This is a genomic window from Streptomyces megasporus, from assembly GCF_000718985.1.
In the GTDB taxonomy this organism is placed as follows: domain Bacteria; phylum Actinomycetota; class Actinomycetes; order Streptomycetales; family Streptomycetaceae; genus Streptomyces; species Streptomyces megasporus.
In genome coordinates this window covers 224,753-238,446 of the sequence record NZ_JODL01000004.1, presented here as the reverse complement: position 1 = coordinate 238,446, position 13,694 = coordinate 224,753, and the positions used below count along the sequence as shown (strand labels likewise).

Here is a 13,694-nt window from a genome sequence, read left to right as displayed (position 1 = left end):
TCCCGGCGCGGTCAGGCGCGGACATCGAATTCCTCCTCCAGCCTGCGCAGTTCCTCGGGGGGAGGCACGGCCGCGCCCTCGGGTAGTTCCGCGACGATCCGGATCGGGTCGCACGCCGGCCCCGCCACCCGGCGGCCGTCGTTCAGGTCGAAGGCCGAGTGGTGCAACGGGCAGCGGATCCGCAGTCTGCCCTCGTCCAGATGGCCGAAGAGCAGTCGGCCTCTGCGGTGCGGGCACACCGCCGAGGCCAGCACCCGGCGGCCGGCCAGCTCCACCAGGATCAGGCCGTCGCTGACCTGTTCGACGGCAGGGGGGCGCGGCATCGGTCCGCCGGCGCCGGCCGGTGCGTCGGTCCTCTCGGAAGGGGTCATGCCCGCACCTTCTCCCGAGCGATCGAGATCGCCGTCTCGGTGGCGTCGTTGACGATCGCGCTGGTGAGTTCGACCCCGGACCACACCGCCGAGAGGTCGAGATCGCGCGCCGCGGCCATCTCGTTGAGCGCCACACGCATCTGCTTGCTGTGGTACATGTCGATGTAGAGGTGCTCGGTGTAGTACCTGCCGGACTTCAGCCCCAGGCGTTTGGCGGCCTGGGCGAAGCTGCGGAACCCGTAGAGCACGCTGGCCTCGAAGTAGGTGTAGCCACCGAGGAAGTACTCCGGGGAGGGGGCGCGGGAGGCCAGCCAGTGGAACATGTTGACGTAGGCGTGGCTCTGCTGGCTGGACCCCCGGTAGTCCGCGACCTCGGTCGGCATCCCCAACTCCCGCAGCAGCTCGCGGTACAGCTCGGAGTGCGCCATGTCGTCGTTCCCGCAGCCCAGTTCGTCCACCATCACCCGGAAGACCGCCATGCCCGAGCGGTACGGCAGGCGCGGTATGACGGGCAGCAGCGACAGCGACTCGGTCAGCCCGTCCATCGCGAACTCGCCCACCACCACCTTGAACTGCTCCAAGGTGGCCTCCTCGGCGAGGAATCGGTGGTTGTCCGACGCGGCCGCGCCCTCGCGGGTGAGGAAGTCGGACAGCGTGCGCAGAAGTTCCCGGTGCGACTCGAACCGCGGTGCCGTACGGCGGTAGTGCTCGGCGAGCGGGACGATCCACCGCCGCTCCAGCTCCAGGATCTCCGTGTACTCGTCGGCGTCCGGGACGATCTGGTACAGGTCGAAGAGCCGCCTCTGGTCGATCTCGGCGCGGGCTATCGGAACGGGAGACGGTGTGGTGGTCATTCGGAACTCCGGAGATGGTGTCTGGGCTGCGGAAGGCCGGTTGTTACGCTGATGTGGTCGATCAAGAGGTCGGCCGCTCGCGGACCTGCCCGGACGACGACGGAGGCGGGCCGCGCGAAACGGCCGTATGTGGGGGAGGCATGAGCATGGCGAGGACGGATACCTCCGATCCCTGGTTCCGCCGCATTCCGGCCGAGGGCTGCGGACTGCGCCTGGTCTGCCTCCCGCACGCGGGCGGCGCCGCGACCGCCTACACGGGCTGGGCGGCCCGGCTGCCCGCCGGAATCGAGGTGCTGGCCGTCCAGTACCCCGGCCGCCAGAACCGCGTGTCGGAGCCGGCCGTCGAGTCGATGACCGAGCTGGCCGACGCCGTCACCGCCGCGCTCGTGCCCTACCTCGACGTACCGGTCGTACTGTTCGGGCACAGCATGGGGTCCGCCGTGGCCTACGAGGTCGCCCTGCGGCTGGAGCGCGAGGCCGGTCCGGTGCTCGGCGGGCTGTTGGTCTCCGGGCGTGCCGCCCCGCACCGCGCCGCCCCCGCCCGGAGCGGCGCGCTGGACGACGACTCCCTGCTCGACTCGGTGCGCCGGCTCGGAGGCCCGGATGCCCAGGTGTACGAGCACCCCGAGCTGCGCGAGGTGCTCATGCCGGTCCTGCGGGCCGACTACCGGTTGCTGGACGGCTACCGTCCGGCAGTCCCGGACGTGCTGCTGCGGGCGCCGGTCACCGCGTACGGCGGCGACAGAGACCCGGTGTGCCCGGTGGCCGACCTCGACACCTGGGCGGAGGTCACCGAGGGGACCCACCGCACCCGGGTCTTCTCCGGCGGCCACTTCTATCTGCGCGAACACGAGGGCACGCTGGTGGAACACATAGCGCGACACCTCGTGCCGGGCGCACGGGCGGAGTGAGCGCGGTACCGTCGCCCCGCTCATGAGCCGCTCACCGCATGGCCCGGGTCGGCCGCGACCGCGTCCAGCACCGCGAGGTAGTCGTCGACCACACGCCGTGCGGACGGCTCGTCGAACAGCTCGCTGTCGTACTCCAGTTGGCCTCGGAGACCACCGGCTCCGTCGTCGTCCAGAGCCAGTGTGGCGTCGAACTTCGACGTCCCCGTGTCGCAGGGCAGCAGGGCGGTCCGCAGCCCCGGCATGCGCGGCGCCCGACTCGGAGTGCTGCCGTAGGAGAAGAGGAGCTGGAACAGCGGGTTGTACTGTGCGCTGCGGACGGGACGGAGTTCCTCGACGACCCGCTCGAACGGCACGTCCTGGTGGGCCAGTCCGTCGCGCACCTCCTCCCGGACGGCGGCCAGCAGCTCGTGGAAGCGAGCTCCGTCGGCCAGCTCGGTGCGCAGGCACAGCGAGTTGACGAACAGCCCGACCAGACCGGCCAGTTCCGGCCGGTCACGCCCCGACACCAGGGTGCCCACCACCAGATCGCGCGCTCCCGTGGCGCGGTGGACCTGCTCGTAGAACGCCGCGAGCAGCACCATGAAGACGGTGGCGTGTTCCGCCCCGGCGACCTCGTGCAGCCGTGCCGTCAGGGCCGGCGAAACCGCGAACCGCAGCACCGCGCCCTTCCCCGTGCGCTGGGCCGGCCGCAGCGGGAACGGCAGCCGGGTCTTCGCGGGCGCGCCCATGAGCCGTTTGCGCCAGTAGGCGAGCTGCTCGTCGAAGCCCTGCTCCGCGGCCTGCCGGTGCTGCCAGCGCGCGTAGTCGGTGTACTGGAGCGGAAGCTCGGGCAGGTCCGCCTCCTCCCCGGCCAGAGCGGCCCGGTACGCCTCGCCGAGTTCGTCGAACAGCACCTCCATCGACCCGCCGTCGAAGACGATGTGGTGGAACACGAGCACCAGCAGGTGCTCCCGCGGCCCGCACCGCAGGAGCGCCGCCCTCAGCAGCGGCCCGCGCGTCAGGTCGAACGGCCGGCGGGCCAGTTCCGCGACGGCGGCCCGGACCCCATCCGCGTCCCGACCCTCGACGTCGACCAGCGGCAGCGCGAACTCCCGCGGCTCCATGGGAGACTGCACCGGAAGGCCCTCCTCGACGGTGAACACCGTGCGCAGTGCCCGGTGGCGGTCGACCAGCCCGTCGAGGGCCCGGCGCAGCGCCACCGGGTCCGGCTCCCCGATCAGCCGGATCAGCACCGGCTCGTTGAACCTGGGCGAGGTGGGGGCCATGCGGTGCAGCAACCACATCTGCCGCTGGGCGAACGAGGCAGGGGCCCGGTCCTCGGGGCCGCCCGCACCGTCCGACCGCGGGCCGGAGTCACCGGCGCCCTCCGTCCGTTCCAGTTCGGCGGCCAGTGCCGCCACGGTCGGAGCTCTGAAGATCATCCTCTGCCGGACGTCCAGGTCCAGCCGGGACCTGAGCTCGGCGGCCAGCCGCACGGCTCCCAGCGAGTCGCCGCCCAGTTCGAAGAAGTCGTCCTCGACGCCGATCGGCTCGCCGCCGAGCACCTCCTGCCAGACCGGCAGCAGCCGCTCCTCCAGCGGGGTCCGCGGCCCGACGGCCGGTGTGCGGCCCCGGGCGCCCTCGTCGAGCGGGAGCCCGCCCAGGGCCCGCCGGTCGACCTTGCCGTTGGGACTGAGCGGCAGGGCCGGCAGAGGGACGTAGCGCGAGGGCACCAGGGCCGGAGGCAGGACACCGCGGAGGAACGCCCGCAGCGCCCGCGCTCGGGGCCGCGCGTCCCACACCACGTACGCCACCAGCCGCTCGGTCCCCGCGGAGTCCGCCCTGGCCAGGACGGCGCTGCCCAGGACACCGGGGAAGCGGCCGATCGCGGTCTCCACCTCGCCCGGTTCGATCCTGATGCCGCGGATGTTGATCTGGTGGTCCACCCGGCCGAGGAACTCCAGCTCTCCGCCGGGGAGCCGGCGCGCCAGGTCCCGGGTGCGGTACATCCGGGCGCCGGGGCGGCCGGCGAACGGGTCCGGCAGGAACCTCTCGGCCGTCATGGCGGGCAGCCCCAGGTAGCCGCGGGACACCCCCTCGCCGCCCAGGTACAGCTCGCCCGGTTCGCCGTCGGGCACCGGGGCGAGCCGCTCGTCGAGGACGTAGGCCCACAGGCCCGGCAGCGGTGTGCCGATCGGCAGCCGGGGCAGGCCGCGGATCTCGTCGGCGTCCGCGTCGGTCTCGTACAGGAGCTGGGAGACGGTTGCCTCGGTGGCGCCGTACTCCTGCACCAGCCGGACTTTGGTGGCGCACCAGGCGGCGACCCGGTCGACGGCCACCGGTTCGCTCCCCACCACCAGCAGCCGCAGCGAGGCGGGGGCGGTGGGGGCGTCCTCGTCGCCGAGTTCGCGCATCCACTCGTACCAGTACGACGGCGTCAACTGGAGGACGGTCACCTCCTCGCGTTCGATCAGCGCCAGCAGCCGGCCGCTGTCGGCGAGCTCCTCCTCCGGGTCCATGACCAGGCAGGCCCCCGCCACCCAGGTGGACAGGATCTCCTCGGCCGCCACGGAGAAGCCGATCGAGGCGAACTGCAACACCCGGTCCTCGGGCGTCAGGTCGAGCCGGGCCCCGATGCCGCGGGCGAGGTTGGCCAGCGGCCCGTGCGTCAGCAGCACGCCCTTCGGGCGGCCGGTCGAGCCGGAGGTGTACGCCACCCAGGCGAGGTTGTCCGGGTGCACGGGAGCGGGGTGTGCGGCACGGTCCGCGGCGGCGTCCTCGTCCCGGCCGTCGTCGACGAGGAGCACCGTCGAGGAGTGCGCGGGCAGGGAGCCGGCGAGGGCGCGGGCGGTCAGCAGTACCGGAGCCGCCACGTCCTGGAGTACGAACGCCAGGCGCTGCCGCGGGTAGTCCGGGTCCAGGGGCACACAGGCACCGCCCGCCTTCAGGACGCCGAGCAGCGCGACGGCGAGTTCCACCGAGCGGCGCAGGAGGACGCCCACCGGCACCTCCGGTCCGACACCGGCACGGCGCAGCCGCGCGGCGAGCGCCTCGGCACGCTCGTCGAGCTCGCGGTAGCCGAGCACCGCCTCGCCACAGCGCAGCGCGGGCGCGTCGGGCGTCTCGCGGGCGCGTTCCGCGATCAGCTCGGCCAGGCCACCGCCGGACGCGGGGTGTTCGGCGGGGCCGGTCACGGTACCAGCACCACCTTCGTGGCCCGGCCGCTGTCGAACAGCTTGAACGCCTCTTCGGCCTCGGACAGCGGGACGCGGTGCGAGATGACGAAGGTGGGATCGATCCGGCCCTGCCGCACCAGGTTCATCAGCCGTTCGCCCAGGCTGATCGGGTCCCCGACCGAGAAGCGCAGGGTCAGCTCCTTGGCGAAGGCGAGAACAGTCGGCATCGGCATGGCCTGCGACGCGTGGGAGCCGGCCGCGCAGACCGTGCCGCGCGGGCGGACGATGTCCAGGGCGGTGAGCAGCGACGCGTCCACACCGACGGCTTCGAGCACCACATCGGCGCCCCGCCCGTGGGTGAGGTCCAGGACCCGGGCGGTCAGGTCGTCGCCGGGCGCGACCGGCTCGGCGCCCTGGGCGGCGGCCAGCGCGCGCCGGTCCCCGTTCGGGTCGATGGCGAGCACCCGGGCGGCGCCCATCAGTTGGGCCGACTTCAGGGCCATCAGACCGACCGGGCCGCAGCCGACCACCGCGACCACGTCGCCGGGCCGCACCCCTCCCCGCTCGGCGCAGGCGAAACCGGTGGTCAGGATGTCACCGATGAAGAGGGCCTGTTCGTCGGTGACGCCGTCGGGGATCGGGGACAGCACGACATCGGCGAACGGCACGCGCACATATTCCGCGTGGCCGCCCGCCACCGGGGTCGTGCCCACCACCGTGTCGTAGCCGAACAGGCCCACCTGCTCGCACTGGTAGTGCCAGCCCTGCCGGCAGTACCAGCACCGGCCGCAGGCGATCACGTCCGAGGCCACCACCCGGTCGCCCGGCCGTACGCCGCGCACGTCGTCGCCCGTCTCCACGACCACGCCGGTGAACTCGTGACCGGTGACGGTCCCGGGGGTGAAGTCCGGGATCTCACCGCGGTAGGGGTGCAGGTCGGTGCCGCAGATGGCCGACCTCACCACCCGTACCACCGCGTCGCCCGGCGCGGTGACGGATGGCACGGGCGCGTCGTCGATGACGCGGACGTCGTACGGCGCATGCCATTCCACGGTCTTCATGCGGTCTCTCTCTCATCGTCGTGGCTGTGGGTCGTGCTGGTGATGGAGGAGGCCGGCCCGGGAAGTCCCGGCAGCAGCCGGGCGGCGGCTCCGCCCGTCAGCGACGCGAACTCCGCCTCGCTCAGCGGCGTGCCGTCCGGCCACAGGGAACCGTCGCCGGTCAGCTCCCGCATCCGCGCCATCGAGTCGGTCATGGTGCAGAACGGGTAGTCGGTGCCCCACAGCAGCCGGTCCATCACACCCAGGGCCCGGGCCCTGGCGAGTGCCGCCGTGACGGTGGGGACGGGCCGGTACCAACTGAATATCGACAGGTCGGCGTGGACCCGGGGATAACGGACCATCAGGTCGAGGGCGGCATCGGTCCACGGCGTGCCCAGATGGGCGAGGACCAGCCGCAGCTCGGGGAAGTCCCTGGCCACCCGGTCCAGCAACTGGGGAGGGAAGTAGCGGGGGTCGGCCCGCTTCGCGGGGGTGTAGCCGGTGTGCACGAGCACCGGGACGTCCAGCTCCTGCGCCGTCTCGTACACGTCGTACCACCGGCGGTCGGCCGGCGACATCCGCAGGTAGCAGGGCGCCGTCTTCAGTCCCCTGAGCCCCAGCTCCGTCACCGCGTGCCGCAGTTCCGCCGCCGCGCCCGGGGTGCCCGCGTCCACCGAGGCGAACCCGGTGAACCGGCCCGGGTGCCGCCGACACATGTCGGCGACGAACTCGTTGGGGACCTTGAAACCCTCGACGCGTTGCACGTCGAAGGCGAGCAGGAAGGCGTGCCGGACACCGGCCGCGTCCATTTGGTCCAGCAGTTTCCGCTCGGGGGAGTCCAGCGCCTCCGGCGGCATGCCGGTGGTCGCCATCATGTCCCGGGCGAAGGACCGGGTGAAGTGGCGGTAGTACTCGCCCGCGTGGACGTGGGAGTCGACGATCACATGAGTTCCCGGGTCAGTCGGTCCAGATGACGGTGTGCACCGCCTTGGCGGCGAGTTCGAGCCGCTCGGCGTGCTCGGGGGCGGTCGCCGTCGCCGCGCGGCGCAGCGTCGTCACGACCGGGGACGGCGCGTGGTTGACGACGAGGGCGCACCTTCGCGGACCGCGGCCCAGCACGGTGACCTCGACGTCGGGGGAGTCGGCGGAGACCTCCGGGACGATGCCCTCGGCCGCGGCGATCGAGGCGTAGAGCCGGTGCCAGGGGGCTTCGTCCAGCCGGTACGGCGCGTTCAACTGGTGCTCCAGTGGAGCGCCCAGGTAGTACGCCGCGCCCCTGCCGTACTCGTTGCGGGTGAGCGCGGGGGCTCCGCAGGGAAACGTGGCGAGGGTCTTGGCCGTGGTGGCCTCCAGCACGGGCAATTGGCCGGGGTCCCAGGCGAGCGGGTAGCGCACCCCCTCCCGGTGGAACTCGCCGAGGTCGGCGGCGCGCAGGGTGAAGTCGGCGATGCGGACGCCGAACAGCTCCTCGCCGCCGAAGCCGTGCAGCAGGTCGCCGCTGGTGTACAGCAGCACTCCGCCCCGCTCCACGTACGAGGCGAGCCGCTGCTGGTCGGCGAGGGTGATGTGGCGCACCGACGGGCAGATCACCATGCGGTGGCGGTCCGGATCGAGCTCGCCGTGGGTGAACTCGTAGGGCAGGTGGGTGCTCCGCAGCAGCAGGTGGGCGTAGAAGCCGGCCGCCGCGTCGGAGCCGGTGGAGGCGAGGTACCCGGCGTCGCCCTCCTCGCGCCGGTGGATCAGGTGCACGCCGACCGGTGCGGGAAGCGGCCGGAAACCGGCGAGTTCCCCGGTCGCCCGCCGCGCGAACTCCCGGAACTCGTCCATGGCGGGCTTCGGCCTGCCGTCGGCCCGCAGCAGGCCCACCGTCCGCTCGTTGGGACGCAGCGCGTACGGCTTCTCCTCCGTGGAGAAGTCCTGCCAGCACCAGACGATCACCCCGCACGCTCCGGCCGCAAGAGCGCTGTGCGTGGCGGCCCGCAGGTAATCCCGCGCGGTGGTCTCGCCGCAGCCGTAACTGCCCAGTTCGTCCACGAGCACGGCGGTGTGGGGGACCCCCCGGCGCACCAGGTACGGCACGAAGCCGGTCGACTTGAAGGAGGCGACGGACTCCATGTGGAACGGTGTCCACACCGGGAAGCCGTGCAGCCCGACCAGGTCCAGCGGTTCGGAGTGCTCGGGGCGGAAGTTGTGCTCCCCGACGACCGCGGACGCCTCGTTGGCCTGGAGCACCAGCGCGCCGGGATGGGCCTCGCGGATCGCCTCCGCCAGCGCGCCCCACCACCGCCGCACCTCGTCGGGGCCCAGCGCGGCGGAGCGGGCCCCGTCCACGTGGATGACCTCGTCCCCGAGGTCGTATGCCAGCACGTCCCCGGCGTCGCGCAGGGCCGTGGCGATGTGCCGTACGAAGGCCAGCTCGCGCTCGACCATGTACCGGTCGTGCCACAGGTCCCGTCCGGCCCGCCAGGGCGGGTCGAAGCGCTGGCCGTTCATCCAGATCGTGAGCAGCGACGGGAGGCAGGCGAGCCCGTGCCGGGTGGCGGTGGCGACGAACTCGCGCAGCCGCTCGGTCATCACCGGGTCGTACGCGCCCGGGGTCGGCTCGAAGTCGGCCCAGAAGACGAAGAAGCGCACCGTGTTGAAGCCGAGTTCGGCCATCCTGGCGAAGTCGGCGTCGAGGCGCCGCGCGTCCCACTCCCGCCAGTAGCGGCAGCCGGTGGGGGAGGGGTGGTAGTTGAAGCCGACGCCGAAGAACGGCTCTCCGTCGCGGAGCAGCCCGCCGTCCTCGAACGTGTAGCACACCGCCGGGGCGTTCACGCCACCTCCCGCAGGGCGTCGCGGAACTCCGTCGCGACCAGTCGCACGTCGTCGTCCGTCAGCTCGGAGTAGAGCGGCAGGGACAACTGGCGCTCCATCACGTCCTCGGTCACCGGAAGCTGTCCCTCGCGGCAGCCGAACCGCTCCCGGTAGGCGGTGAAGAGGTGGCTCGGCGGGTAGTGCACCCCGGTCTGGACGCCGGCCGCCGCCAGCCGCTCCTGGAGCCGCGGACGCGGCGTTCCCGGGGGCAGCAGGACCGCGAAGAGATGGTGCGCGCCGTGTTCCACGGCGCGGCCGGCGTAGGGGAGGAGCAGGCCGGGCAGGTCGGCCAGTTCGTGCCGGTACCGGGCGACGATCTCCTGGCGGCGCCGCTGGCGGTCCGGCAGGTCCCGCAACTGGACGAGGCCGATGGCGCTGCCGACCTCGGTGGGGCGGTAATTGAGGCCGAAGGAGTCGACGTCGTAGACCGAGGGACCGCCCCGGTGGCGCTCCTGGGCGCTGACGCTGAGCGCGTGCGAGCGCAGCCGCCGGATGCGCTCGCGGAGCCGCGCGTCCCGGGCGACGACCGCGCCGCCCTCGCCCATGGCCAGGTTCTTGGTGGCGAAGAAGCTGTAGCAGCCGATGTCGCCCACGGTGCCGAGCACGCCGTGTTCGGACATGGTGGCCGGAGCGTGCGCGGAATCCTCCACGAGCGCCACGCCGTGCCGCCGGGCCAGCTCGGCCAGGGCCGGCAGGTCGGCCGCGTGGCCGCCGTAGTGCATGGCGACGATCGCGCGGGTCCGGTCGGTGACGCGGGCCGCGACATCGGAGGGGGAGACCCCGAGGTCGTGCGGTCCGGACACGTCGGCGAAAACGGGAGTGGCCCCGCAGAGCGTGACCACGGCCGCCGCCGAGACGAAACTCAAGGACGGCAGGACCACCTCGTCCCCGGGCCCCACGCCCAGTGCCAGGAAGGCGAGGTGCAGGGCGGCCGTGCCGTTGCTGACCGCGACGCTGTCCTCGACTCCGGCCGCGGCGGCGAACTCCTCCTCGAACCTGCGGGTGACCGGTCCGTTGGACAGCCAGCCGGACCGGATCACCTCCGCCACGGCCTCCGCCTCGGCGGCGCCGACCCGCGGCCGGTACAGGGACACCTTCCAGTCGGCCATCAATCCCCCTCTACGGATGCCCTGGGCAGGTCCGCCCGGTCCGAGCCGGACGGGGCTGTCAGGGTCGTGTACACCGCGTCGATCCGGTCGGCCACGACATCCCAGCCGAACTCCCGTTCGGCCCGGGCGCGGCCTTCCGCGCCCAGCGTCGCCGCCAGCTCGCGGTCGTCGAGCAGCCTGGCGACCGCGTCGGCCACCGCCTCCGCCCGCGGTTCGGCGATCAGACCGTCCACACCGTGGCGGACCACCTCGGCACCGCCCATGAACGTCGAGCCGACGACCGGCTTCCCGCTGGTCCACGCCTCGACGTAGACCAGCGGGAAGACGTCCACCGTGGACGGGAGGCAGAAGACGTCGCAGGCGGCCAGCGCATCGGCCTTCTCCGCCTCGTCGACCATCCCGAGCTCGACGATCCTCGGGTCGGCATGCCGGGAGAACAGCTCCTCGCAGTCCTCGTCCCAGCGCGGTCCGATGAAGACGAAGTGGGCGTCCGGGTGGCGCCGCCACACCGTCCGCGCCGCTTCCAGGAGGAGCGCGTAGCCCTTGGAGCGCATCTTCCGTCCCAGGAAGAGCACCACCGGGCCGGTGATCCCGTGGGTCTCGCGGAACCGCCGCGGGTTCTGGCCGGAGGCCAGGTGGGCCCCCTGGCCGATGATGTGCAACGCGGCCTCGTCCACCCCCTCGCCGAGCAGCATGCGCCGCTCGGCCTCGGTCAGGACGAAGACCGCGTCGGCCTGCCGGCACACGTCCAGCACCGCGGCCCGGTCCTTCCACACGTCGGGAGCCGAGGCCGGAGTGAAGGCGAGCGGCACCCCCCACTCGCGGGCCAGCCGTAGCGCGGCCCGCGGGTAGTCGGGATCGACCGAGTCCACGGCGTGGACGATGTCCGGCCGATCCCCGGGCGGGGGCGAGTCCGGCAGCGTCTCGACCGTCACTCCGGCCGCACGCATCCAGCGGGCGGACTCCTCGTCCATCTCGCTGGAGTAGAGGCCGACGGTGTGACCGCGGCGCCGCATGGACTCGGCCAGGTACTGGGCCATCAGCTCGGCTCCGGCACGGGCCGGGAAGTATCCGCGGTGGACGATGCGCAGCCGTTTCCCGCTCATGTGTCCGCCTCACGGTCGGCCCGGGCGCGGGCGTACCACTCGTAGGTGCGCCGTACGCCCTCGCGCAGCCCCACCCGGGGTTCGTAGCCGGTCAGCTCGCGCAGCAGGGAGACGTCCGGCACGCGGCGCTCTGGGGAGAGCGGCGGTGCGGGACGGATGTCCAGTCCGGGGTGGCGGCCGACGGTGTCGAAGACCACCCGGGCGAGGTCCTCGATCAGGGTCTCCTCGCGGTCGTTGCCGACGTTGACCAGCAGCGTCTCCTTGGTGGGCAGCTCCGTCAGCCGGATGATCGCCTCGACCGCGTCGGACACGTAGCAGAACGCCCGGTACTGGTCCGCGCCGTGGATCTCGAAGGGATCGTTGCCGCTCAGCAGCCGCTCGATGAACTGCGGTATCACATGCTCGTAGCCCATGCGGGGGCCGTAGACGTTGTGGAACCGCACCATGCGCACGGGAAACCCGTACGCCCGTGCGTAGTTGCGGCACAGCAGCTCGCCGGCGATCTTGCTGAAGCCGTACGAGGAACGCGCCACGGTCGGATCCGAGACGACGAGCCGGACGTCCTCGGGGGTCGGCACGGGCGCCACGCCGGCGGCGACGCTGCCGGCGTACGCCTCGCTGGAGGAGGCGAAGCACAGGGTCGCGCCGTCCAGTTCGCGGAACCAGTCCAGCAGGTGGATCGTGGAGAGCAGGTTGGTGCGCAGCACCCGCTGCGGTTCCTCGTTGGAGTACACGACGCCCACCACGGCGGCGAGGTGGTAGACCTCGTCGAAGTCGCGGGGCACGTCCTCGGGGAGCGGCAGGGTCAGGTCGTGGGTGATGACGGAGACCCGCCGGCGCAGCTCGTCCAGTTCCGCGTCGCTGCGGCCCCGGCTGAAGTCGTCGAGCAGGGTGACGTCGTGCTCGTCGGCGAGCCGCCGAGCCAGGTGCATGCCGATGAAGCCGGCGCCGCCGGTGATCAGGACCTTCTTACGCATGACCGAGCCTCATCACGTTCGTGGCGGGGGGAAGGATGCGCCAGGTGTCGTACACGACCGCCGGTGGCCGCATCCGGGCTGTCAGGGCGTCGATGTCCAGGTCCCGGTAGGACAGGTGGTTGTTGAGGACGATCGCGGCGTGCGCGTCGGTGAAGCCCTCCTCGATGTCGACCGTGCGGAGGCCGAGGGCGGCGATCCGCGCGGAGGGCACCACGAAGTCGTGTGCGACGATCTCGCCCACCCGGCCCTGGAGCAGCTCCAGCAGCGCCTCGTACGGCGCTCCGCGCAGGTCGTCCGTCTCGGGCTGTCCCTTGTAGGCGAAGCCGGAGATCAGGATCCGCGCGTCGGCCGGGTCGCAGCCCCGCTCCCACAGCGCCGCCAGCACGCGTTCGCCGATCCGGCGCGGCAGGGACTCGTTGAGCGAGCGTGCCGCCGCGACCATCCGGGGAGTGTGGTCGTACGGCTTGAGCGAGTGCATCAGCAGGTACGGGTCCTTGGTGAGGCAGCTCCCGCCGACGAGCCCGGGCATGCTGAGGTCGGGGCGCGGGTAGTCGAGGTTGGCGCTGGTGATGACCTCGTGCGCGTCCAGGCTCAACTTCTCGGCCATCAGGGCGACTTCGTTGCCGAAGCCGTAGATCAGGTCGGTGTGGCAGTTGCACACCAGCTTGATCAGCTCGGCCGTTTCGAGAGAGGAGACCGGCACGACCTTGGGCGTCTGGGTCGCGAACAGCTCCGATGCCCGCCGCACCGCCTCGTCGGTCAGACCGCCGACGATCTGCGGCAGCGAGAGCAGCTCGGCCAGCGCCTTGCCCTGGATGGTCCGTTCCGGGCAGAAGGCGAGCAGCGGCTCGGCGCCCTTCTGTCGCAGGATCGGCAGGACCAGGTTGCGCGTGGTGCCCACGGGCACCGTGCTGCGCACGATCACCAGGGTCCGCTCGTCGACACCCTCGGCGATCGTCTCGACCGCGGCCCGGAGGTGGCCGAGGTCGGGCTCCTGGCTCTCGGGGCCGAGCGGGGTGCCGACGCAGATGATGACCGTCGGCGGCAGCTTCTCGCCCCGCAGTTCGTGCGTCACGTGGAGCCGGTCCCCGACCGACTCGCGGACGATCTCCTCCACACCCGGCTCGGAGAGCTGGAGGATGCCCGCCGCCAGGTCCTCGGCTACCGCCTTGTTGTACTCGTAGCCGAGCACCCGCTGCCCGGTGGACAGCAGGGCGGCGGTGAGTGTGATGCCGACGTACCCGAGCCCCACGACGCAGACGTCGTAGTCCTCGTAGGAAGTGCTCGATTTCATCAGTTCCCCTAGCGGTGGGAG

The 13,694-nt window shown here is 72.3% G+C and carries 11 protein-coding genes; 1 reads left to right on the top strand and 10 read right to left on the bottom strand.

The window, feature by feature from the left end:
* Positions 1-11 precede the first annotated feature (11 nt).
* Together IF47_RS0105790 and IF47_RS0105785 are read right to left on the bottom strand one after the other, a co-directional pair.
* Positions 12-371 (bottom strand): Rieske (2Fe-2S) protein, encoded by a 360-nt coding sequence (locus tag IF47_RS0105790; RefSeq protein WP_245641008.1) that lies wholly within the window; start codon positions 369-371, stop codon positions 12-14.
* Complete coding sequence (locus tag IF47_RS0105785; RefSeq protein WP_031507146.1) at positions 368-1,225, bottom strand: iron-containing redox enzyme family protein; 858 nt, start codon at positions 1,223-1,225, stop codon at positions 368-370. Before IF47_RS0105785 ends, IF47_RS0105790 begins: the two co-directional genes overlap by 4 nt.
* A gap of 146 nt (positions 1,226-1,371) precedes the next feature.
* Between IF47_RS0105785 and IF47_RS0105780 the strand changes: the two genes are divergently transcribed.
* Positions 1,372-2,136, top strand: coding sequence for a thioesterase II family protein (locus tag IF47_RS0105780; RefSeq protein WP_031507145.1), 765 nt, complete (start codon positions 1,372-1,374; stop codon positions 2,134-2,136).
* A gap of 20 nt (positions 2,137-2,156) precedes the next feature.
* Here IF47_RS0105780 and IF47_RS0105775 read toward each other — a convergent pair whose 3' ends face one another.
* Genes IF47_RS0105775 through IF47_RS0105740 form a run of 8 tightly spaced genes read right to left on the bottom strand, consistent with a single transcriptional unit; the run spans position 2,157 to position 13,673 of the window.
* Entirely contained in the window at positions 2,157-5,309 is a 3,153-nt protein-coding gene (locus IF47_RS0105775; protein WP_051717074.1) for a non-ribosomal peptide synthetase, read from the bottom strand.
* Positions 5,306-6,352, bottom strand: a complete 1,047-nt coding sequence (locus IF47_RS0105770; protein ID WP_031507142.1) for an alcohol dehydrogenase family protein — start codon at positions 6,350-6,352, stop codon at positions 5,306-5,308. The genes IF47_RS0105775 and IF47_RS0105770 overlap by 4 nt, the downstream gene beginning before the upstream one ends.
* Complete coding sequence (locus IF47_RS28570; protein WP_051717072.1) at positions 6,349-7,275, bottom strand: amidohydrolase family protein; 927 nt, start codon at positions 7,273-7,275, stop codon at positions 6,349-6,351. Before IF47_RS28570 ends, IF47_RS0105770 begins: the two co-directional genes overlap by 4 nt.
* A gap of 13 nt (positions 7,276-7,288) precedes the next feature.
* Positions 7,289-9,148: a beta-galactosidase trimerization domain-containing protein gene (locus IF47_RS0105760; protein WP_031507139.1), complete on the bottom strand. Its 1,860-nt coding sequence runs from the start codon at positions 9,146-9,148 to the stop codon at positions 7,289-7,291.
* On the bottom strand, positions 9,145-10,296 hold the full coding sequence (locus IF47_RS0105755; protein ID WP_037731997.1) for a DegT/DnrJ/EryC1/StrS family aminotransferase: 1,152 nt from the start codon (positions 10,294-10,296) through the stop codon (positions 9,145-9,147). The genes IF47_RS0105760 and IF47_RS0105755 overlap by 4 nt, the downstream gene beginning before the upstream one ends.
* Positions 10,296-11,402 (bottom strand): glycosyltransferase family 4 protein, encoded by a 1,107-nt coding sequence (locus IF47_RS28565; protein ID WP_051717070.1) that lies wholly within the window; start codon positions 11,400-11,402, stop codon positions 10,296-10,298. Before IF47_RS28565 ends, IF47_RS0105755 begins: the two co-directional genes overlap by 1 nt.
* Positions 11,399-12,379, bottom strand: coding sequence for an NAD-dependent epimerase/dehydratase family protein (locus tag IF47_RS0105745; RefSeq protein ID WP_037731995.1), 981 nt, complete (start codon positions 12,377-12,379; stop codon positions 11,399-11,401). The genes IF47_RS28565 and IF47_RS0105745 overlap by 4 nt, the downstream gene beginning before the upstream one ends.
* Positions 12,372-13,673 (bottom strand): nucleotide sugar dehydrogenase, encoded by a 1,302-nt coding sequence (locus IF47_RS0105740; protein ID WP_031507133.1) that lies wholly within the window; start codon positions 13,671-13,673, stop codon positions 12,372-12,374. Before IF47_RS0105740 ends, IF47_RS0105745 begins: the two co-directional genes overlap by 8 nt.
* Positions 13,674-13,694 lie beyond the last annotated feature (21 nt).

Bases quoted from the DNA above. Each gene is read 5' to 3' on its own strand.
- IF47_RS0105790 (WP_245641008.1), bottom strand. From the start codon at position 371: ATGACCCCTTCCGAGAGGACCGACGCACCGGCCGGCGCCGGCGGACCG.
- IF47_RS0105785 (WP_031507146.1), bottom strand. From the start codon at position 1,225: ATGACCACCACACCGTCTCCCGTTCCGATAGCCCGCGCCGAGATCGAC.
- IF47_RS0105780 (WP_031507145.1), top strand. From the start codon at position 1,372: ATGGCGAGGACGGATACCTCCGATCCCTGGTTCCGCCGCATTCCGGCC.
- IF47_RS0105770 (WP_031507142.1), bottom strand. From the start codon at position 6,352: ATGAAGACCGTGGAATGGCATGCGCCGTACGACGTCCGCGTCATCGAC.
- IF47_RS0105755 (WP_037731997.1), bottom strand. From the start codon at position 10,296: ATGGCCGACTGGAAGGTGTCCCTGTACCGGCCGCGGGTCGGCGCCGCC.
- IF47_RS28565 (WP_051717070.1), bottom strand. From the start codon at position 11,402: ATGAGCGGGAAACGGCTGCGCATCGTCCACCGCGGATACTTCCCGGCC.
- IF47_RS0105745 (WP_037731995.1), bottom strand. From the start codon at position 12,379: ATGCGTAAGAAGGTCCTGATCACCGGCGGCGCCGGCTTCATCGGCATG.
- IF47_RS0105740 (WP_031507133.1), bottom strand. From the start codon at position 13,673: ATGAAATCGAGCACTTCCTACGAGGACTACGACGTCTGCGTCGTGGGG.